The organism is Agrococcus sp. HG114, assembly GCF_024723325.1.
GTDB lineage: Bacteria > Actinomycetota > Actinomycetes > Actinomycetales > Microbacteriaceae > Agrococcus.
The window spans coordinates 18,690-39,333 of the sequence record NZ_JANQCH010000006.1 but is presented as its reverse complement, the minus strand read 5'-3'; the positions used below and the strand labels follow the sequence as shown (position 1 = coordinate 39,333).

Annotated in this window: 15 protein-coding genes; 12 read left to right on the top strand and 3 right to left on the bottom strand. The window is 72.3% G+C overall.

Features of this window, described 5'->3' with window-relative positions:
- From hrpA to NWP09_RS01700, 3 genes are all read left to right on the top strand, one after another.
- The gene (hrpA, locus tag NWP09_RS01710; protein ID WP_258273817.1) at positions 1-4,137 is read left to right on the top strand and encodes an ATP-dependent RNA helicase HrpA; all 4,137 of its coding nucleotides are present in this window, start codon (positions 1-3) and stop codon (positions 4,135-4,137) included.
- A gap of 89 nt (positions 4,138-4,226) precedes the next feature.
- Positions 4,227-4,571, top strand: coding sequence for a DUF6804 family protein (locus NWP09_RS01705; RefSeq protein ID WP_258273816.1), 345 nt, complete (start codon positions 4,227-4,229; stop codon positions 4,569-4,571).
- A gap of 75 nt (positions 4,572-4,646) precedes the next feature.
- Positions 4,647-5,153: a hypothetical protein gene (locus tag NWP09_RS01700; protein ID WP_258273815.1), complete on the top strand. Its 507-nt coding sequence runs from the start codon at positions 4,647-4,649 to the stop codon at positions 5,151-5,153.
- A 62-nt stretch (positions 5,154-5,215) separates the two neighbouring features.
- Here NWP09_RS01700 and NWP09_RS01695 read toward each other — a convergent pair whose 3' ends face one another.
- On the bottom strand, positions 5,216-7,597 hold the full coding sequence (locus tag NWP09_RS01695; protein ID WP_258273814.1) for a cell wall-binding repeat-containing protein: 2,382 nt from the start codon (positions 7,595-7,597) through the stop codon (positions 5,216-5,218).
- 230 nt (positions 7,598-7,827) lie between these two features.
- Between NWP09_RS01695 and NWP09_RS01690 the strand changes: the two genes are divergently transcribed.
- The 6 genes from NWP09_RS01690 (at position 7,828) to NWP09_RS01665 (ending at position 15,393) form a co-directional block, all read left to right on the top strand.
- Positions 7,828-9,030, top strand: a complete 1,203-nt coding sequence (locus NWP09_RS01690) for an MFS transporter (protein WP_258273813.1) — start codon at positions 7,828-7,830, stop codon at positions 9,028-9,030.
- A 157-nt stretch (positions 9,031-9,187) separates the two neighbouring features.
- The gene (locus NWP09_RS01685; protein WP_258273812.1) at positions 9,188-10,015 is read left to right on the top strand and encodes an aldo/keto reductase; all 828 of its coding nucleotides are present in this window, start codon (positions 9,188-9,190) and stop codon (positions 10,013-10,015) included.
- 30 nt (positions 10,016-10,045) lie between these two features.
- Positions 10,046-11,014, top strand: coding sequence for a TetR/AcrR family transcriptional regulator (locus NWP09_RS01680; RefSeq protein WP_258273811.1), 969 nt, complete (start codon positions 10,046-10,048; stop codon positions 11,012-11,014).
- 129 nt (positions 11,015-11,143) lie between these two features.
- Entirely contained in the window at positions 11,144-12,103 is a 960-nt protein-coding gene (locus tag NWP09_RS01675; protein WP_258273810.1) for a DUF4349 domain-containing protein, read from the top strand.
- 196 nt (positions 12,104-12,299) lie between these two features.
- Entirely contained in the window at positions 12,300-14,003 is a 1,704-nt protein-coding gene (locus NWP09_RS01670) for a CAP domain-containing protein (RefSeq protein ID WP_258273809.1), read from the top strand.
- Between the two features lie 52 nt (positions 14,004-14,055).
- Positions 14,056-15,393, top strand: a complete 1,338-nt coding sequence (locus NWP09_RS01665; RefSeq protein WP_258273808.1) for an aminoglycoside phosphotransferase — start codon at positions 14,056-14,058, stop codon at positions 15,391-15,393.
- Between the two features lie 134 nt (positions 15,394-15,527).
- Here NWP09_RS01665 and NWP09_RS01660 read toward each other — a convergent pair whose 3' ends face one another.
- A complete protein-coding gene (locus NWP09_RS01660; protein ID WP_258273807.1) occupies positions 15,528-15,872 on the bottom strand; it encodes an Lsr2 family protein in 345 nt (114 codons plus the stop codon).
- A gap of 54 nt (positions 15,873-15,926) precedes the next feature.
- Complete coding sequence (gene galU / locus NWP09_RS01655; RefSeq protein ID WP_258273806.1) at positions 15,927-16,844, bottom strand: UTP--glucose-1-phosphate uridylyltransferase GalU; 918 nt, start codon at positions 16,842-16,844, stop codon at positions 15,927-15,929.
- 176 nt (positions 16,845-17,020) lie between these two features.
- On the opposite strand from galU, the gene NWP09_RS01650 reads away from it, so the two are divergent.
- Genes NWP09_RS01650 through NWP09_RS01640 form a run of 3 tightly spaced genes read left to right on the top strand, consistent with a single transcriptional unit; the run spans position 17,021 to position 20,639 of the window.
- Complete coding sequence (locus NWP09_RS01650) at positions 17,021-18,898, top strand: nucleoside-diphosphate sugar epimerase/dehydratase (protein ID WP_258273805.1); 1,878 nt, start codon at positions 17,021-17,023, stop codon at positions 18,896-18,898.
- Complete coding sequence (locus NWP09_RS01645) at positions 18,895-20,022, top strand: DegT/DnrJ/EryC1/StrS aminotransferase family protein (protein WP_258273804.1); 1,128 nt, start codon at positions 18,895-18,897, stop codon at positions 20,020-20,022. Before NWP09_RS01650 ends, NWP09_RS01645 begins: the two co-directional genes overlap by 4 nt.
- Positions 20,019-20,639 (top strand): sugar transferase, encoded by a 621-nt coding sequence (locus NWP09_RS01640; RefSeq protein WP_258273803.1) that lies wholly within the window; start codon positions 20,019-20,021, stop codon positions 20,637-20,639. The genes NWP09_RS01645 and NWP09_RS01640 overlap by 4 nt, the downstream gene beginning before the upstream one ends.
- The last annotated feature ends 5 nt before the right edge of the window (positions 20,640-20,644 follow it).

Below are 20,644 nucleotides of genomic sequence, written 5' to 3'. Positions count from 1 at the left end.
ATGCGCGGTCGCGCCGGGCGCGGAGGCGCACTGCGGGAGAATGGGCGGGTGCGCATCGAGTACCCGGCTGACCTGCCCGTCAGCGACGCGCGCGACGAGATCATGGCGGCGATCCGCGACCACCAGGTGGTGATCGTCGCGGGCGCGACGGGCTCGGGCAAGACCACGCAGCTGCCGAAGATGTGCCTCGAGCTCGGCCGCACCCGCATCGGCCACACGCAGCCGCGCAGGCTCGCCGCCCGCACGATCGCCGAGCGCATCGCGGAGGAGCTGGGCACCGAGCTCGGCCAGGAGGTCGGCTACAAGGTGCGCTTCACCGACCAGGTGAGCGCCGACACCCGCATCAAGGTCATGACTGACGGCATCCTGCTCGCCGAGATGCACCGCGACAAGGACCTCCGGGCCTACGACACGATCATCATCGACGAGGCGCACGAGCGCTCCCTCACGATCGACTTCCTCATCGGCTACCTGCAGCGGCTGCTCCCCCGCCGCCCCGACCTCAAGGTGATCGTCACGAGCGCGACGATCGACCCGGAGTCGTTCAGCCGCCACTTCGGCGGCGCGCCGATCATCGAGGTGTCGGGGCGCACGTTCCCCGTCGACATCCGCTACCGACCGCTCGTCGCCGAGGCCCAGCGCGTCGGCGAGCAGGATGCGGACGACGACGGCGAGCCCGACGAGCCCGCGGTCGACCTCGACCCGATCGACGGCATCGAGGCGGCGCTCAAGGAGATCGCGCACGACGACGCGGGCGACGTGCTGGTCTTCCTCCCGAGCGAGGCCGACATCCGCGACGCGCAGGACCAGCTGCAGGGCAAGCTGGGCCAGGCGACCGAGATCCTCCCGCTCTACGGCCGCCTGAGCGCCGCCGACCAGCACCGCGTGTTCGAGCGCAGCACCCGCCCCGGCACGAGGCGCCGTGTCGTGCTCGCGACCAACGTGGCCGAGACGTCCCTGACCGTGCCGGGCATCCGCCACGTCATCGACACCGGCACCGCCCGCATCTCGCGCTACTCGGCGCGCTCGAAGGTGCAGCGCCTGCCGATCGAGGCGATCAGCCAGGCGAGCGCGAACCAGCGCTCGGGCCGCGCGGGCCGCGTCGCGCCGGGCATCGCGATCCGCCTCTACTCCGAGGAGGACTTCGAGCGCCGCCCCGAGTTCACCGACCCCGAGATCCTGCGCACGAACCTCGCAGCGGTCATCCTGCAGGCCGCGTCGCTCGGCCTCGGCCCGCTCGAGGAGTTCCCGTTCCTGCAGCCGCCCGACCCGCGCGGCATCAAGGACGGCCATGACCTGCTGCGCGAGCTCGGCGCGATCGACGCGCAGGGCCGCATCACGCGCATCGGGCGCGAGCTCGCGCGCCTCCCCGTCGACCCGCGGTTCGGGCGGATGGCCGTGGCCGGCCGCGACGCGGACGTCGCCCACGAGGTCATCGCGATCGTCGCCGGGCTCACGATCCAGGACCCGCGGGAGCGGCCGCTCGAGCGCCGCGAGGAGGCGGACCGCATGCACGCGCGGTTCGTCGACCCGAAGAGCGACTTCATCACGCTGCTCGCGCTGTGGCGGTACCTGCAGGAGCAGCAGGCGACGCTCTCGGGCAACCAGTTCCGCAAGCTGTGCAAGGCGGAGCACCTGAGCTTCCTGCGCGTGCGCGAGTGGCAGGACGTGGTGCGGCAGCTGACGAGGTCGCTGGGGCTGAAGCCCGATCCCTCCGCTCGTCGAGCAGGCGCGCAGCGCCGCATCGAGACGAGGAACGGCGGTGGTCTCGATGCGGCGACGGCGTCGCCTGCTCGACCGACGGGCGGTGGTGAGCCGGCTGCTCCACCGACGGAGGGGCGAGCGCCCGTCGCGGTCGACGCCGACGCCGTCCACAAGGCGCTGCTCTCGGGGCTGCTCGGCCGCATCGGCCGGCTCGACGAGACGCAGAAGGCGCAGCAGCCGCGCCCGGGCGAGCCGGGCGGCAAGCGGCGGATGCGTCCGCGGCCCGAGTACATCGGCGCGCGCGGCGCGCGGTTCCATATCTTCCCGGGCTCCGGCCTCGCGAAGAGCCCGCCCCGCGCCGTCATGGCCGCGGAGCTCGTGGAGACGAGCCGCCTGTTCGCCCGCACCGTCGCATCCGTCGACCTCGCCTGGGCCGAGCCGCTCGCCGGCGACCTCGCGAAGCGGCAGGTGAGCGAGCCGCACTGGGAGCGCAAGCAGGGCGCGGTCGTCGCGTACGAGAAGGTCACGCTGTTCGGCGTCACGATCGTCGAGCGGCGGCGCGTGCAGTACGCGCGCATCGACCCCGAGCATGCGCGCGAGCTCTTCATCCGGCACGCGCTCGTCGAGGGCGAGTGGGACAGCCCGCAGGAGTTCGACCGCAGGAACCGCGAGCTGCGCCGCGAGATCGAGCGGCTCGAGGAGCGCCAGCGCCGCCGCGACCTGCTCGTGGGCGACGAGGCGGTGTTCGACTTCTTCGACGCGCGCATCCCCGCCGACGTCGCCTCGACCCGCAGCTTCGAGGGCTGGTGGCGCAGGGCGCGCGAGGAGACGCCGGAGCTCCTCACGATGACGCGCCGCGACCTCACGGGCGAGGAGCCCGAGGTCGACAGCCGCGCGTTCCCGACGAAGTGGCACCAGGGCGAGCAGCGGCTGCGGCTCAGCTACCGGTTCGAGCCGGGCGCCGCCGACGACGGGCTCACCGTGCACGTGCCGCTCGCGGTGCTGCCCAGGCTCGGCGAGCAGGGCTTCGACTGGCTCGTGCCGGGCATGCGCGAGGAGCTGCTGACCGCGATGATCAAGAGCCTGCCGAAGCACGTGCGCAAGCACGTCGTGCCGGCGGGCGACTGGGCGCGCGGGATGCTCGCCGAGCTGCCCGACGTGCCGCCCGGCTCCGCGCCCGGCGGCGACCCGGGTGCGGCGCGCTCCCTCGCGGAGGTGCTCGCGGCGCGCATCTCCCGCACCGCCTACGTGCAGGCGACCGCGACGGACGTCGACTGGGGACGCATCCCCGACCACCTGAAGCCCACCTTCGCGGTCGAGGACGCCCGCGGCCGCCGCCTCGGCCAGGGCAAGGATCTCGAGGCGCTCAAGCGCCGCTTCGCCGGGCAGGCGCGCACCCAGGTGGCGAAGGCCGCCGTGAAGGTGACGAGCGACCTCGAGCGCGACGAGGTCGCCGGGTTCGACACCGACCTGCCCGAGCACATCGACGTGCGGGAGGGCGGCAACACGGTGCGCGCCTACCCCGGCTACGCGATCACCGGCAGGGGCGGGGCGGATGCGGGGGCCAGCACGAGCGGGACCGCCGCTGGCACCGCGGGCACAGGCAAGGGCACAGGCACAGGCACAGGCGCAGGCAAGGGCGCAGCCGGCCGGGCGACCGTCGGCATCCGGCTCGCCGCGACCCGCGAGGCGCAGCAGCGCGACCAGCGGGCGGCGGTGCGGCAGCTGCTGCTGCGGCAGGTGCCGAGCCCCGCGCCCTACGTGCAGGCGAACCTCACGAGCGCCGAGAAGCTCGCGCTCGGCGCGAGCCCGTACGCGTCGACCGACCGCCTCTTCGACGACCTCATGCTCGCGATCATCGACGCCGAGCTGGGCGCGACACCGCCCGCGACGGTCGCCGAGTTCGAGGCGCTGCGGTCGCGCGTCGCTGACGGGCTCGTCGACCGCATGTTCGCGCTCGCGAGCCAGGTCGCGCGCATCCTGACGAGCGCCCGGCTCGCCGACCGCGCGATCCGCGACGGCGCGAGCCTCGCGCACATGGCGGCCCTCGCCGACGCGCGCGCGAACCTCGACCAGCTCGTCTTCGACGGCTTCGTCAGCCGCACGGGCCTCGATCGGCTGCCGCGGCTCGAGGTCTACGTGCGCGCGATCGAGCACCGCGTGAAGCGCCTGCCCGAGACCGCGAACCGCGACCGCGCGTGGATGACCGAGGTCGAGCAGGCCACCGCGCTCTACGCCGGGGCGGGCGGCACGCTGCCGCTGCCGGCGTCGGTCACGGATGCCGTGCCGGGCTCCGCGGAGTCGGCGAGGGCCGAGCGGCTGGTCGCCGCCCGCTGGCTGCTGGAGGAGCTGCGCGTGAGCCTGTTCGCGCAGCAGCTCGGCACCGCCGGCCCCGTGAGCCTGCAGCGCATCAGGAAGGCGCTCGCATCCTGAGCCACTGCCGGCCCGCGCCTCGCCCGTTCGTCGAGCGGCCCGCCGAGGGCGGGCGCATCGGGACGCCGCCACAGCGTACGGTGGAGGCGATGGACTCCGACCGCTACGGCCCTGCCTTCCAGCGCAACGCGCTCGCTCCCGGCATCCTCGCGGCGCTCGCGCTCATCGTCGGGCAGCTCCTGCTCGGCTCCGACTGGTTCGAGCTCATCCGCTACGTCGTCTCGATCCTCGCGCTCATCGTGGCGTGGTTCGCGATCCAGGCGCGCCACTGGTGGTGGGTGCCGATCTTCGTCGCGACCGCCGTCGCGTGGAACCCCGTCGTGCCGTTCGACCTCTCGGGCCAGCTCTGGATGGGCGCGCACTGGGTCGCCGCGCTCGCCTTCATCGCCGCGGGCGTGCTCATCAAGAGCCCGCGCGCCGACGACGACCGCTGAGCTGGCCTTCCCGGCCCGCGGGCGCATCCGCCACCACCCGCTGACAAGCGCCCGCCCGCGGCGTAGCCTGCCGCCATGCTCCGCCCGGTCGTCGTGCTCGCGGCGCTCGCCGTGGCGCTCTCGGGCTGCGCGCCCGGCTCGCCGCCGCCCGTGCCCAGCGGTTCGCCGCTCGCCCTCCCCGAGCCGGGCGCATCCATCCCGCCGTGCGATCTCGACGACATGCTCGGCTCGGCGGTCGGCGAGCGGCCGAGGGCGGATGCGTCGGTGCAGTGGCTGGGACCGGACGTGCTCGACGAGATGGGTGTGCTGTGCGCGAGCACCGTCGTCGTCGGCGGCGGCCACCGCGAGTCGCTCGCGATCGCCCCGAGGACGCCGGAGGCGATCGCCGCGCTCAGCGATGCGCTGATCGCCGACGGGCTCACCGTGCACCCGCGAGCCGCCGCACCGCACATCGAGACCGACCGCGGCCGCTTCCCGTTCGTGCTCACCGAGTCGCTCTCGGCGTCGCCCGACGCGATGATCATGGGCCACCGGGCCGGCGATCTCATGCTCGTGCAGTACGTCGTCGACACGGCCCCCTGACCGGGTCCGCGTCCACGGGCAAGCGGGGCGCGGCTCCTCCGCGCCCCGCTTGACCCGTTCGCCTACTGGCAGGCGGTGTACGACGCGACCGCGTCGCTCAGCGTCGGCTCGCCTCCCAGCAGCCACACGTCCTGCGGCATCCACAGGTCCAGCGCCGTCGTCGTGAAGGCCGGCATGCAGCCGCTGCGCGAGAGCACCATCGGCGCGCCGATCGTGCCCGCCGCCGCCGCACCGGGCAGCGCGTCGGCGAAGCCCTCGCCGCTCGCGACCACGACGGTGCTCGCGCCGTCGAAGAGGGTGCCGATCTGCGCCGCGGTGGCGAAGCGGTCACGGCCCGAGAAGCGCTCGACCGCGAAGCCGTCGGCCATGAGCCCCTCCTCGTATCCGACGGACACCGACTGCGGGTCGCCAGCGACACCGACCCACGCGATGCCGAGCCCGTCGAGCGTCGTCAGCGTCGCGGCATCGGGCGCGGAGAGCCCGCCGTTCACGAGCAGCACCGGCCCGCCGAACAGCGCGGCCGCAGGCCCGGCGGTGAGCGCATCCGGGAACTTCAGGCCGGTGGCGAGGAACGCCGCGGGCGCGCTGTCGAACGCGTGCTCGGCGATGAGCCGGCTGGTCTCGAAGCGGTCGGCGCCGCCGAGGCGCACCACCTGGGTCTGCGGATCGAGGGCGCGCACCTGCGCCTCGACCTGCGCCGACACGGACGGCGTGCCGCCGACGATGACGATCTTCTGCGGCGCGAGCCGCCCGATCTCGGCGAGCACCGACTGGGGCACCGAGTCGGGCGGCGTCAGCAGCACGGGACCGCCCTCGTGCGCCGCGGCCGGGCCTGCGGCGAGGCCGTCCGGGTAGTTCATGCCGCTCGCGAGGTAGACGACGGATGCGGTGCCCGGGAAGGAGCGCTGCGAGATCGCGACCGAGGTGGCGAAGCGGTCGTCGCCCGCGAGCCGGTCGGGCACCGGCAGCTCGCGCGGGCCTGCATCGGAGCAGTCCCCCGCGGTCGACTGCAGCTGCGCGGCGATCGGCACGGCGTTCCCGTCCGCGGTCACCTCGAACTGCGTCGCGCCGTCGAACTCGACGGAGTCCTGCCAGTACTCGCCGCAGACGTGGTCGCCCCAGAAGCCGAGTCGGTACGTGGCCGGCGGGAGGCCGGTGAACTCGAACGGCTGCTCGACGCCGTAGGCCGTCTCGTCGCCGACGTAGATCATGTCGAAGTGGCGCCAGCCGTCGGCGCGCAGCTGGTAGAGATCGGCGACGACCGTGCCGCACGAGCCTCCGCAGCCCGTGTCGGCCGGCTGGTCGCTTGCGGCGGCGGCCACGGCGTGACGAGCGACCCGGTCGGGCTGCTCGACGGTCGGCACGGAGGCTGGGCGGTCACTCGCCGCCGTGCCGTAGCCCTCCTGCACGCGCAGCGTGCCCGCGAGCGTCGCCCCGAGGTGAGCGTCGAGCGTGAAGTGGCGAGTCTCGCCGACGGGCACCGTGACCGTCTCACCGAGCAGCGCCATGCCCGACGAGGTCCACTCCTCGGTCGCGATGATGCGGTCGTAGCGCTCGCCCTCGGTGTCGAAGCCATCGAGCACGATGCGGAACGGCCGGCCCGCCTCGACGGCCAGAGCGAAGGGAACCGTCTCGCCCGGCGCACCGCTCACGACGTCGATGGGGCCCCGCTCGTCGCCTGAAGCACTCGGATGCACGGCGCTGACGTAGAGGGTGACCTCCTCCGTCGCGTGCGCCACGTCGAGACGCACCTCACCGGTGACGCGGGCCGCCGCAGGGAGTGCGACGGAGCCGACCACGCGCTGGCCGCTCGAGAGGGAGACCGTCTCGCCCCGTGCGGGCCACACCCCGCTCACCCACTGAGGATCCTGCTGCCAGGGAGGCGAGACCTCGACCTGGTAGGCGCCCGGCATGAGGTCGTTCACCTCGCAGCCGCCATTGCGGTCCGTGGAGCACTCGGCGGCGTGGGTCAGCCAGCCGTCGGGCTCGAGTCGCCAGAACACCGCGTGCGCAGCCGTGACCGGCTCGCCGCCCGCCGTGACGCTGAGGGCAGCGGCGGCGGGCGCCGTCATCGGGAGCGTCAGCGCGAGCGTGTCGCCGTCGGACACCGTCACGGGCTCTGCGTCGTAGTAGATGAACGCGTCCGGGTACGCCGCCGGTAGGTATCGACCGAGCTCGCCATGGGAGTAGATCTGGTACTCGCCGGCAGGGACATCGACCGAGAAGGTGCCGGTCGCGTCTGTGGTGACGGAGATCCACGTCCAGCCGTCGATGGGCTCGACCGGGTCGACGTGGACCGTCAGGCCGCCGACCGGGGCTCCGGTGGCCCGGTCGGTGAGGGTGACCTGCAGCGTGCCGTGCCCGGCGGGCGGGGCGGCCTCGGCGGCCGCCGGCGCGGCCGGCAGCGCCAGCATGCCGATGGCGACCGCGACCGCGGTGGCCAACGCGCTGAGGGCTCGCGACCGCCGCCTGCGGCGCGCGGGAAGAGGAAGGCGGACGGGGACGGTCATCGTTGACTCCTCGGAGTTGGCTCCTGGTCACGCTATGAGCCCGGGGGAGGGATGAACGAAGTCATACTCAGTTTCGGCTGAGGTTGTCGAGCGCCGGGTCCCCCTGCCAGCCACGGCCCCGGAGACAGGACGGCTCCGAGGTCAGTCGCGCCTAGGCTGTCGTGGTGCGCGCGTACTCCGAGGTCCTGAGGGTCCCCGGCCTCGCGCGCATCATCCTCGCGCAGCTCATCGCGCGCTTCCCCGCGGGGATGTACTCGCTCGGCATCCTCATGCACATGGAGCAGCAGCACGGCTCCTACACGGCGGCCGGGCTCGTGCTCGCCGCGTTCTCGGTCGGCATGGCGATCGCCGGGCCGTTCGTCTCGCGGCTCATGAGCCGCTTCGGCACCGTCACGGTGCTCGTCGTCACCGCGATCATCTCGATCAGCGCGCTGCTCGCGATCGCGAGCTTCGCGCTGCCGCTGTGGGGCGACGTGCTCGCGGGCGCGGTCGCGGGCGCCGCGATGCCGCCCATCGTGCCGACCGTGCGCACCCTCTACCCGCGCATGGTGCAGCAGCGGCTGCTCTCGCCGCTCTTCTCGCTCGACGCGGCGCTGCAGGAGATCATCTGGGTGTTCGGCCCGGTGCTGCTGACGCTGCTCGTCTCGATCATGGGCACGGGGCCCACGCTGCTCGTGACGATCGCGATCCAGGCAGGCGGTGCGCTGCTGTTCATCGTCTCCCCCGAGGTGCGCCGGCTGCGCATCCCGCCGACGACGCGCAAGCTCGGCCGCGTGCTGCGGAAGCCCCCGGTGCTGCTCTCGGTGATCGTCTCGTCGATGTTCATCGGCGGCTTCGCGGCCGTGGAGGCCGGCGTCGTCGCGACCTTCGGCGAGGGCGCGCTCGAGGCGGGCATCGTGCTCGCGATCTCGGCGATCGGCTCGCTCATCGGCGGCTTCGCGGTCGGCAGCCGCGGCATCTCGCCGTGGTCGGTCGCCGCCCGCCTCGGCGTCGTCACCGTCGGCATGGCGATCGCGCTGCCGATGACCGAGGTCGTCGGCCTCTCGGCTGCGCTCTTCCTCGCGGGCCTCGGCACCGCGCCGGCGCTCGCCGCCTTCTCGGCGATCGTCGCGGGCACCGTGAAGTTCGCCGACACCCCCGAGGCCTACGCGTGGATCGGCACCGGCCAGCTGCTCGGCGCCGCGGTCGGCTCGGCGATCGCCGGCGTCGCGATCGACGCGCTCGGCGGCGTCGGCGGCGTGTGGGTCGCGCTCATCATGACGGCGATCGCGGCGATCATCGCGGCGGTCTTCCGCCGGCACCAGCCCGACCTCCGGCTCGGCATCGGCGAGCCGCCCGACACCGCGCCGGTCGAGCTCCCCCGCTGACCCGCCGAGCTGCGCGAGCGTTGTGCACGCTCATGCCCCTCGACGGCGCCGGAGCGGACACGAACGTGCACAACGAGCCTGACTCGTCTGGGCGAGCTCGCGTCGATGCGATTCGGGCAGGACACCCGACCGCTGCCCGACTGACACAATCGGGAGCATGCCCGCCGACCTCCCCCTCAACGACGGCAGCGCCCTGCCCGCGCTCGGCTTCGGGCTCTACAAGGTCGCGCCCGACGAGACGGGCGCGGTGGTCGCGGCCGGGCTCGAGGCCGGCTACCGGCTCATCGACGGCGCCGAGCTCTACGGCAACGAGCGCGAGCTCGGCGAGGCGCTGCGCCGGGCGGCGGATGCGCCGGGCTTCGACCGCGAGGCGCTCACGGTCACGAGCAAGTTCTGGGGCGAGGCCTCGCAGGAGCCGGCCGCCGTGCGCGCGGCGTTCGACGCGAGCGAGCGCGCGGTCGGGCGCATCGACGTCTACATGATCCACTGGCCGCGCCCCGCCCGGGACCGCTACGTCGACGTGTGGCGCGCGCTCGTCGAGCTGCATCGCGAGGGGCGCGTGCGCACGATCGGCGTAAGCAACTTCACCGAGCAGCACCTCGAGCGCATCATCGGCGAGACCGGCGTCACGCCGGCGGTCAACCAGGTCGAGTCGCACCCGTGGCTGCCGCAGCGCGAGCTCCGTGCCTTCCACGCCCGGCACGGCATCGTCACGCAGGCGTGGAGCCCGCTCGGCCGCTCGCGCGTCCTGGAGGACCCGACGATCGGGGCGATCGCCGAGCGGCTGGGCGTGAGCCCCGCGCAGGCGATCATCCGCTGGCACCTGCAGACCGGTGGTGCCCTCGTGCCGAAGTCGACGCATCCGCACCGCTTGCGCGAGAACCTCGACGTCGACCGCTTCGCCCTCAGCGACGCCGACATGGCCGCGATCGCCGCCCTCGAGACCGGCGAGCGCACCGGCACGCACCCCGACGAGCGCAACTAGCGCCGAGACCGAGAGCCGACGATCGCCGCCATGACCACCGAGCACGACGAGTCCCCGCACCTGCCGCACGCGCTCGCCCTCACGTGGGGCGTCGCGGCGCTCCCGCACCGCGGGCCGAAGCGCGAGCTGAGCACCGAGCGCATCGTCGAGGCGGCCATCGAGATCGCCGACGCCGACGGGCTCGAGGCGGTGAGCATGGGCAAGGTCGCGGCCGCCGTCGGGGTGGCGCCGATGTCGCTGTACCGCTACGTCACGGGCAAGGACGACCTGCTGCTGCTCATGTTCGACGCGGCGAGCGAGGTCGCGGTGCCGGGCGTCGGCACGACCTGGCGCGAGCGCGTGAAGGAGTGGGCGCGGTTCGTGCGCGCCACCTACGACGCGCATCCGTGGCTCGCCGACCTGCCGCCGAGCGCGACGCCGACGACGCCGAACCGGCTCGCGATCATCGAGGCGGGCCTCGCGGCGCTCGAGGGCGTGCCGGCCCCCGACCGCATGAAGCTGCCGACGCTCCTGCTGCTGCTCGGCTACATCGCGCTCTACTCGCGCGCGTCGAGCGACGAGTCGGTCGACGACGCGGTGCGCCGGGCGCTGCCGCAGCTCGTGACCGACGACCGCTTCCCCCTGCTCGCCCCGGCCGTGCGCGCCGGGGCGTTCGCGCGCAGCGAGGCCGACGACGACGGGCGCGGCTTCGGCTTCGGCCTGTCGCGGCTGCTCGACGGCATCGAGCGGTGGCTCGAGTGCAACGTGCCCGACGAGGAGTTCGAGCGCATGCCCGCGGCCATCGTCGCCGACAAGCAGGTGCGCGATGCGGCGAAGGCGGTCGCCGAGGCGCGCGAGCGGCTCCGTCAGGCTGAGGCGAAGGCGGCGGATGCGGTGGCGAAGGCGACCGAGCGGCTCCGGGCCGTCGAGGCCAAGACCGAGGCGGCCGAGGCGCGCGCCGCCGCGAAGGCCGACCTCAAGGCGGCGAAGGCCGAGGCGAAGCGCGCGAAGCGCGACTGACGGCGCACGCCGCCCCGCCGCCCCCGCGGGTCGAGCAGCCGGCCGCCTGCCGGCCATCGAGACCCCTGACGCGCGAATCGCGCGAAAGGTTGGGCTGCGCTTCCGCCGCGGCGGGCGCACCCTGGAAGCATGACCCGCAGACCGCTCGAGATCGCCGGCATCCTCGTCGCCGGCGCCGTCCTGCTCACCGGCTGCGGCGCCCTGGGCGCCCCGACCGGCACGCCGCTCACGCCCACGAGCGAGCGCGGCGAGCCCGAGTCCGGGCCCATGCCCGGCTTCGACGACTCCGCGGGCGGCGACTCCGGTGCCGAGGGCGGCGACCAGCCCGAGCAGGACGCCGACGGCGACCGCGACGTGATCATCACCGGCGAGGTGTCGATGCGAGTGCCCGATCCGATCGCGACGGCGGATGCGGTGGCCGACGCCGCCGAGGCCCGTGGCGGGTCGATCGACCGACGGTCCGAGGGCGCATCCACCGACTTCGAGCCGGCGTGGGCGCGGCTCACCGTGCGGGTGCCCGCCGAGCAGGTGGAGGACCTCCTGACGGCGCTCCGCGCGCTCGGCGACGTGACGGCCGTCGACACCTCCGAGCAGATCGTCACCGACCAGGTGCGCGACCTCGAGGTGCGCGTGAACGCCGCCCGCGCGTCGGTCGAGCGGCTCACCGAGCTGCTCGCGACGGCGGCGGACACGGAGACGCTCCTCGAGGTCGAGGCGCAGCTGACGCAGCGCACGTCCGAGCTCGAGCAGCTGCTCTCGCAGCAGCGCAGCCTCGCCGATCAGGTCGCGATGTCGACGATCGACGTGGGCATCCGCGCCACGACAGCCGCCGGCCCGACGGGCACGCCGAGCTTCTGGGACGGCCTCGTCGCCGGCTGGGCCGCCTTCCTCGCGTGGGGCGCCGCGTTCCTGTTCGGCCTCGGGCAGTCGATCCCGGCGCTCGTGATCCTCGCGCTGCTCGCGCTCCTCGCCTGGTTCGTCGTCCGGCGCATCCTGCGACGGATGCCGCGGCGCGCGGCGCAGCCGGAGGGCACCGCGGTCGCCAACCCGGTCGCGCAGACGACGCCCGCGCCGACGCCCGACGTGTGAGGCGCGCGGCGCCCTGCGCGCGTCGAGTGACCCACCCGCTCGTCGAGCAGCCGGCGAAACCGGCGCATCGAGACCCCCGCAGCCGAGCAACAGTCGCTGACCGACGCCGGGAACCCGAACGTTCTACCCCAGATTGAACCCCTGGGGTACGCTCATCAGGGTCCCCCGCCCGCTCCCGACCGTCACGAGGTTCGCGTTGCGCAGACGTCCCCTGCTCATCACCGCACTGGCCGCATTCGGCGTGGGGGCGTCCCTCGTCGTCGCCCCCGGCGCGCCGGCTGCGATGTCGTCGGAGCAGATCGCCGAGACGCAGGAGCGCCACTTCGCGGTCATCGACGAGATCGCGCTGTGGGACGCGCGCACCCCGACCCCCCGCATCGGCGCGGTCGAGGGCGACCCGGTCGCCGGCACGATCGAGATCGGATGGGTCGGCCCCGTCCCGTCGGAGGTCCGGGCGATGGCCGACGAGGCCGCCGCGCAGGGCATCGAGGTGACCTTCGTGCCGCAGGAGGCGAGCGAGGCCGAGCTGGTCGGGCTCGCCCACGACCTCGCCGCATCCATGCCCGTCGAGGGCGCGTTCGCGATCGGCATCGGGGCCGACTCGCTCTCCGTCGAGGTGCCGACGCCCGAGGCCGCGGAGGCGGTCGGCGCCGAGGCGATCCCGCTCGAGGGCGAGGTGCTCGACGTCATCGACGAGACCGAGCAGGCCGCCGAGCAGCTGGGCGCGACGGTCACGGTCGAGGAGACCGACTCGGTGCCGCTCACGACCGCCTCGCCCGCGATCGAGCAGGGGCAGCAGCTCGGCACCGCCGCGGCGCCGCTCGCCGCCGGCCGCTCGAACGACACGTCGGTGCTCTCGGGCGGCATGCGCGTGCAGACCCAGTTCGGCAACGGCGCGTGGATCAACTGCACCTCCGGCTTCAGCGCCTTCCACGGCCACCGCCCCGTCATCGTCACCGCCGCGCACTGCAGCGACTACATGGACGGCCGCGGCGTGCGCAACGTCGCCGGCACGCGCATCGGCACCAGCGACCTCGTGACCGAGCTCAACGACGGCGACCGCCCGTACGACCTCGGCGTGATCGCCGCCTCCTACGACGCGCGCACGCTCCCGCGCATCTACAAGGACGAGACCTCGACGGTGAACATCACCGGCACGCAGCTCGCGTTCCCGCCCGCCGGGTACCAGCTGTGCTCGTCGGGCCAGGTGACGGGCTGGAAGTGCAACATGACAGCGGGCGAGGCCTACGTCACGTGCTACGCCAAGTCGGGCGGCAGCGAATGCATGCACGTGCAGATCGTGCGCGCCTCGAGCGGCAACGCCTTCTGCCAGGGCGACTCGGGCGGCCCCGTGGTGAGCGTGCCGACGGCGAGCGGCGCGATCGCGATGGGCGTCGTGTCGGGGCTCAAGAGCCCGCTGAACGGCACGTGCTCGACGCAGGGTCTCATCGCGCCGATGTCGCAGCTGATGGCGACCGTGCCGGGCCTCCAGCTGCACACCCTCGACCCCGAGAGCACGAGCGCCGCGACCGCGGCCATCCTCGACCGCGTGAACACCGAGCGCCGCAACGCCGGCCTCGCGCCCCTCGCGCAGGACGGCTGCCTGAACGAGATGGCGTCCGACTGGGCGGGCTCGATGGCGGGCAGCGGCCTGGCCGGCGGCGCGCACAACCCCTACCTCGACGCGGACGCCCGCGCGTGCTCGCTCTCGGGCTGGGGCGAGAACGTCGGCCGCACCTACGGATCGAGCGTCGACCCCACGGGCATCATGAACGCCTGGATGGCCTCGACCGACCACCGCGCGAACATCCTCCGCTCGACGTTCACGCACGTCGGCGTCGGCATCGCGCACGGCTCGAACGGCTACTGGTACTACGTGCTCGACTTCGGCCGCCGCTGACCGAGCGCCCGACGCGCACCGTCCGTTCAGGCCCGCGCGGGACACTGGCGCCATGCGCGCTCCCCTCGCCTTCGACGCTCCCGAGGTCACCGACGCGATCGCCGCGTGGATGCCGAGCACCCGCTGGTTCCCGCTGAAGGGCCAGCAGGTCGACGTCACGCTCGCGCACGCCTACGACCTGGGCGACGCCGCCATCCTGCTCCTGCGCGCGGGCGACACGCTGCTGCAGGTGCCGGTCGCGTGGCGCGATGAGCCGGGCGACTCCCCCATCCGGCAGCTCGGCGAGCACTGGCTCGTCGACGCGTGCGGTGATGCGGATGCGGTGCAGGCGATCCTCGACGTCGCCGGAGGCAGGCGGGCGGCCGAGGGCCTCGCGGGCGACGCGACCGCCGAGCCGGCAACGGCGGCAGCGATCCGCGTCATCACCGGCGAGCAGTCGAACACGTCGATCATCGGCGGCGCAGATGGTGAGCACCTCAGCTGGATCGCGAAGGTCTTCCGCGTGGTCTCCCCCGGCGACAACCCCGACGTCGTCGTCACGGGAGCGCTCACGCGCGCCGGCTGCGACCGGGTGCCCCACCTGCTCGCCTCGCTCGCCGCCACGTGGCCCGCGGGCGATGCGTTCGTGACCGGCCACCTGCTCGCGGTCTCGCAGTTCGTCGCCGGCGCCGACGACGCGTGGGAGCTGCACCGGCAGCACGCGCTCGCCGCGCTGCGCGGTGAGGAGCGCCCCGCCCCCGATGCGCGGGCGCTGGGTGCCGCGGTCGCGACCGTGCACCGCGACCTGGCCGCCGCGCTCGGCACCGCCGAGGCGACCGAGGCCGACGCGCTGCGCTTCATCAGCGGGCTCGAGCAGCGCCTCGCGTGGGCGCGCGAGCAGGCGGGCGACGTGCTCGCCGAGCTCGACGACGAGCTCGGCCACGCGCAGGAGCAGCTGCGCGAGATCGACTCGATCGGCGAGCTCCAGCACATCCACGGCGACCTCCACCTCGGCCAGGTGCTGCGCGCGGCGGACGGCGGCTGGCTGCTGCTCGACTTCGAGGGCGAGCCGCTGCGGCCGATGCACGAGCGCGCGGTGCGCGAGCCGCGCCTGCGCGACGTCGTCGGCATGCTGCGCTCGTTCGACTACGCGGCGGGCTCCGCCCTGCAGGAGTCGCCCGACGCCGACCCCGCGGTCGCCGGCGACTGGGTCGTGCAGCGGCAGCAGGAGTTCCTGGCGGGTTATGCGGATACGTACGGTCCGGTCGACCCGCAGGACCCGGTCTTCCGCGCCCTGCTCCTCGACAAGGCGCTCTACGAGGTCGTCTACGAGCTGCGCAATCGCCCCGACTGGCTCCCCGTCCCCCTCGAGGCGGTCCGCGCTCTCCTCACTTCGAACAGCAGCGAGTAGCTCCGCTCCGCTGGCTGAGTAGCCGCGCGGCCGATTCCCCGTTGGTTGAGCAGCCGCCCGCAGGGCGGCGCATCGAGACCAAGCCGCGGCACGAAAGAAGGCCGCCCCTTCGGGCGGCCTTCTCACTCGAGGTCTCAGCGGTTGCGGTACCGCTCCACGATGTCCGAGGGGATGCGGCCGCGCGTCGCGACCTTCAGCCCCTGCGATTCGGCCCACTCGCGAATGGCAGCGGTCTCATTGCTGCCACCGCTCCGACGCCCGCTGCTGCTGCCCCCGCGAGATGCGCGACGGCCGGAGACACGACGGGAGGCGCGCACGTAGCGCTCGATCGCATCCGTGAATTCTTGGATGTTCTCGTTGGAGAGGTCGATCTCGTACTCGGCCCCATCGAATGCGAACCGGACGGTGCGACCTGCGCCCTCGTCGATCGGCTCACCGGAGAAGTCGTCAACGAGCTTGGTGAAGGTCTTCTTTGCCATAGCGAGAAAGGTAGCCCATTACACCTGGGGTTTCGCACACCTGTTTGCGCGTGTTCAGGTCGCGAGTCCGACTTCCGGCTGCCGCTCCATCTCGAGCACGTGCTCGCGGAGCCATTCGCGCAAACCCGGGCCGAGATCCTCGCGCTCGCACGCGAGCATCACATTGGCCTTGATGTAGTCGAGCTTGTCGCCCGTGTCATAGCGCCTGCCGCGGAAGACGACGCCGTGGACGCCGCCCGCGGCGTCGTCCTCGGCCATCGTGAGCAGCGCATCCGTCAGCTGGATCTCTCCGCCGCGACCTGGCGCGGTGCCTTCGAGCACACGGAAGATCTCGGGCTTCAGCACGTACCGGCCGACGATCGCGAGGTTCGAGGGGGCCGAGCCGGGCTCGGGCTTCTCGACGAGTCCGCGCACTCGCACGACATCGTCCTCGTCGGTCGGCTCGACCGTCGCGATGCCATAGAGATGCGCTTGCGCCGCGTCCACTTCCATGAGTGCGACCACGCAGGTATCGCGCTGATCATGCACCTGCAGCATTCGCTCGAGCAGGGTGTCGCGGGGATCGATGAGATCGTCGCCCAGCAGCACGGCGAATGAATTGTCCCCCACGTGCGCTTTCGCGCGCAGCACGGCGTGGCCGAGTCCGAGCGGATCTCCCTGCCGGACGTAATGGACATTCGCAAGGACGCTCGATTCGGAGACTCGCTGCAACCGCTCCTCGTCGCCTTTGCGCATGAGGATCGCCTCGAGCTCCGTCGCACGGTCGAAGTGGTTCTCGAGCGCATTCTTGTTGCGGCCGGTCACGAACAGCACATCCGGCAGCCCGACGCGCACCGCTTCTTCCACGACGTACTGGATCGCCGGCTTGTCGACGACGGGCAGCATCTCCTTCGGCAGCGCTTTGGTCGCGGGCAGGAATCGCGTGCCGAGCCCGGCTGCCGGGATGACGACCTTGGTGACGGAGTGCCGCATGGGCATACGCTAGCCCCCACACGTCGGAGGCTACCGCGCGAAGATGCAGGCTTCACCGACCGTTCACCCTGCCCTCGCCCGGTCGCAACCTCAGGCTGCGGTACCGTGGAGGCTTAAGAATCGGTCAGTTGCGCGTGTGAACTCCCTGTGGCGCAACGCCAACAACGGAGGTCTCAGTGACGGCGAGCAGCGGCACGACGCTGGGCGCACTCCGCGCGAAGATGCGCGTACACCAGTTCATCTTCGACGCCATCGCGTGGATGGTCGCTCTCGTCGCAGCGGTCTGGCTGCGCTTCGAGTTCGGCTTCCACAACACCAGCTGGGTGGCAATGCTCGTGCTGGTGCTCGCTGCGGCGATCGCGCAGCTGGCGGCAGGCCTCATGCTGTCGCTCTATCGCCGCCGCTACCACGTCGCGAGCTTCGACGAGGTGCTCAGCCTCGCCGGCTCGGTGGGCATCACCACGGTGCTGATCGGCATCCCGATCCTGGTCTTTGGCAACGAGGCCGGCGTACCGCGCAGCACTGCGCTGATCGCGGCCCCGCTCGCGTTCCTGGCGATGGCCCTCACCCGCTACTTCCGTCGTGTCGTGCAGGAGCGCTCGAGCCGGCCCAATGGAGACGCGGTGCCGATCCTCGTCTATGGAGCGGGCTTCGTCGGCTCGAACCTGATCAAGCGCATGAGGACCGATCCGCGCTCTCGCTTCAACCCCGTCGGCATCATCGACGACTCACCGGAGCTCGCGAATGCCGTGAGGTCCGGCGTCCACGTGCTGGGTACCGGCGACCAACTTGCCGAGATCGCGGGCAGGACGGGCGCGACGACTCTCATCGTCGCGATCGCTCGTGCTGACGCATCGCTGCTCCAGCGCATCTCCGACCAGGCCGCCGAGGCTGACCTGCGCGTGCTCGTGCTTCCTCCGCTCGACGACATCATCGAGGGGCGCAGTGCGATGGGCGACGTGCGCGACGTCTCGATCGAAGACATTATCGGGCGGCATCCCGTCGACACCGACATCGAATCCGTCGCCAGCTACCTCACCGGCAAGCGAGTGCTCGTCACGGGAGCCGGCGGGTCCATCGGGGCCGAGCTCTGCCGGCAGATCTCGCGCTTCGGGCCCGCCGAGCTGATGATGCTCGATCGCGACGAATCCGCATTGCAGGCGGTGCAGATCTCGATCGCGGGTCATGGTCTCCTTCACACTGACGACGTCGTGCTCGCGGACATCCGCGATGCCGAGGCGATCCGCGACCTGATGGCCGAGCGGCGTCCCCACGTGGTGTTCCACGCAGCGGCGCTCAAGCACCTGCCGATGCTCGAGCAGTACCCCGACGAGGCATGGAAGACGAACGTGCTCGGCACGCTGAACGTCCTGGAAGGCGCGTTCCGCGCTGGGGTCGAGACCTTCGTGAACATCTCCACCGACAAGGCAGCCAACCCGACGAGCGTGCTCGGCCACTCGAAGCGCCTCGCCGAGCGGCTGACTGCTTCATACGCGGAGCGCGGCGTCGGCCGTTACCTGTCAGTCCGCTTTGGCAACGTGCTCGGCAGCCGAGGCTCGATGCTGCCCACCTTCAAAGCACTGATCGACGCGGGCGGGCCACTCACGGTCACGCACCCCGACATCACGCGCTACTTCATGACGATCCCCGAGGCGTGCCAGCTCGTGATGCAGGCCGGCGCCATCGGCCGTCCCGGCGAGGTGCTCATCCTCGACATGGGCGAGCCGGTGAAGATCCTTGACGTGGCCAAGCGCATGATTCGCATGTCGGGCAAGCCGATCGAGATCGTCTACACGGGGCTGCGCCCTCACGAGAAGCTGCACGAAGAGCTCATCGGTGCCGGCGAGCACGACGATCGCCCGTTCCACGAGAAGATCACCCACGCTCGGGGCGAGCCGCTCGACGCATCGGCGCTGAGCAAGGGCCGCTGGGACGCCCACTGGACGCGTGAGCACGAGCGCAACCTGCGCGAGGACCACAGCGACGACGACAGCCTGACCGGTGCGGCGCAGCAGTCCATGCACATGCAGATCGGAAGAGGAGCGGTTCGGTGAACGACCGTATCTATATGTCCTCGCCAGACATCGGCGAGGCCGAGAAGGCTGCGGTACGCGCGGCAATGGATTCCGGATGGATCGCTCCGCTCGGCCCAGACGTCGAGGGCTTCGAGCAGGATCTCGCCGCGCGAGTCGGCGCGGCTCATGGCGTCGCCCTATCGAGCGGCACGGCAGCGCTCCACCTCGGCCTCCTCGGTCTAGGGGTCGGCCCGGGCGACGTGGTCGTCACGTCGTCGATGACGTTCGCGGCAACGGCCAACGCGATCGTCTACACAGGAGCCACCCCGGTCTTCATCGACAGCGACCTCGCTACCGGCAATATGGATGTCGCGCTCCTCAACGAGGCCCTCAACACGCTCGCCGCCGAGGGCACGCCCGCCAAAGCAATAGTGCCCGTCGATCTGCTCGGCAAGGCTGTCGACTACACGGTTATCGAGGCGCTCGCGCACCAGCACGGCATCCCGGTGCTCGCGGATGCGGCGGAGTCGCTTGGCGCGACGCACGGCGGCCGTGCGGCCGGGTCGTTCGGTGCTGCCTCGATCGTGTCGTTCAACGGCAACAAGATCATGACCACGTCGGGTGGAGGCATGCTGCTCACCGACGACGAGGCGCTCGCGCAGCGCACGCGCTACCTCGCAACACAGGCGCGGCAACCGGTCGCGCACTACGAGCACGTCGACATCGGCTACAACTACCGGCTCTCCAACCTGCTGGCCGCGCTCGGCCGCGCCCAGCTCGTGCGGCTCGATGAGATGATCGCGCGGCGCCGTGCCCGCCGCGCGGAGTATGCGGCCTTGTTCGCCGATGTCGGCGGCGTGGAGATCTTCGGCGGCGACGGCGCCGAAGACAACTGCTGGCTGACCTCGATCGTGGTCGACGAGCGCGCACATTTCGCCCCGGCCGAGCTTCAGGCCTACCTCGCCGAGCGCAGCATCGAGAGCCGCGCGCTCTGGAAGCCCATGCACCTGCAGCCGGTCTTCGCCGACCGTCGCGCCTTTGTCAACGGCAACGCGCAGCGCCTGTTCGAGACCGGCCTAACATTGCCGTCCGGGTCGGCCCTCACCGACAAGCAGTTCGCCCGCGTGACGGGCGCGGTGCGCGAGTTCCTCGCTGCCCGATGACGCCCGCTCGCCCATACGATCGCCTGAAGCGCGCGCTCGACATCGTTGCCGCAGGCTCGGCACTCGTCGTGCTCTCCCCCGTGCTCGCAGGCGTCGGCATCGCGGTGGCGGCGAACCTCGGCAGGCCCGTGCTGTTCCGCCAGTCTCGGCCGGGGCGGGACGGCAGGGTGTTCGAGTTGGCGAAGTTTCGCTCGATGCGCAGCCCTGACCCCGCGCGGGGGCTGATCAGTGACGCCGATCGCCTCACGCCGTTCGGCAAGGCGCTGCGTGCCACGAGCCTCGATGAGCTGCCGAGCCTATGGAATGTGCTCAAGGGCGACATGAGTATCGTCGGCCCGCGGCCGCTTCTTGTGGCCTACCTCGAGCGTTACACGGCGGAGCAGGCCCGGCGTCACGAGGTGCGGCCGGGCATCACCGGGCTCGCACAGGCGCGCGGCCGCAATGCGCTCTCGTGGGAGGAGCGATTCGCGCTCGATGTGCAGTACGTCGAACAGCGCAGTCTTGTGCTCGACGCCCGGATCCTGCTCGAGACCGTCGTCGGCGTGCTGCGCCGCGACGGCGTCTCGGCGCAGGGACACGTGACCATGCCGGAGTTCCAGGGCCGGGGTGCCGCGTGAGGCCC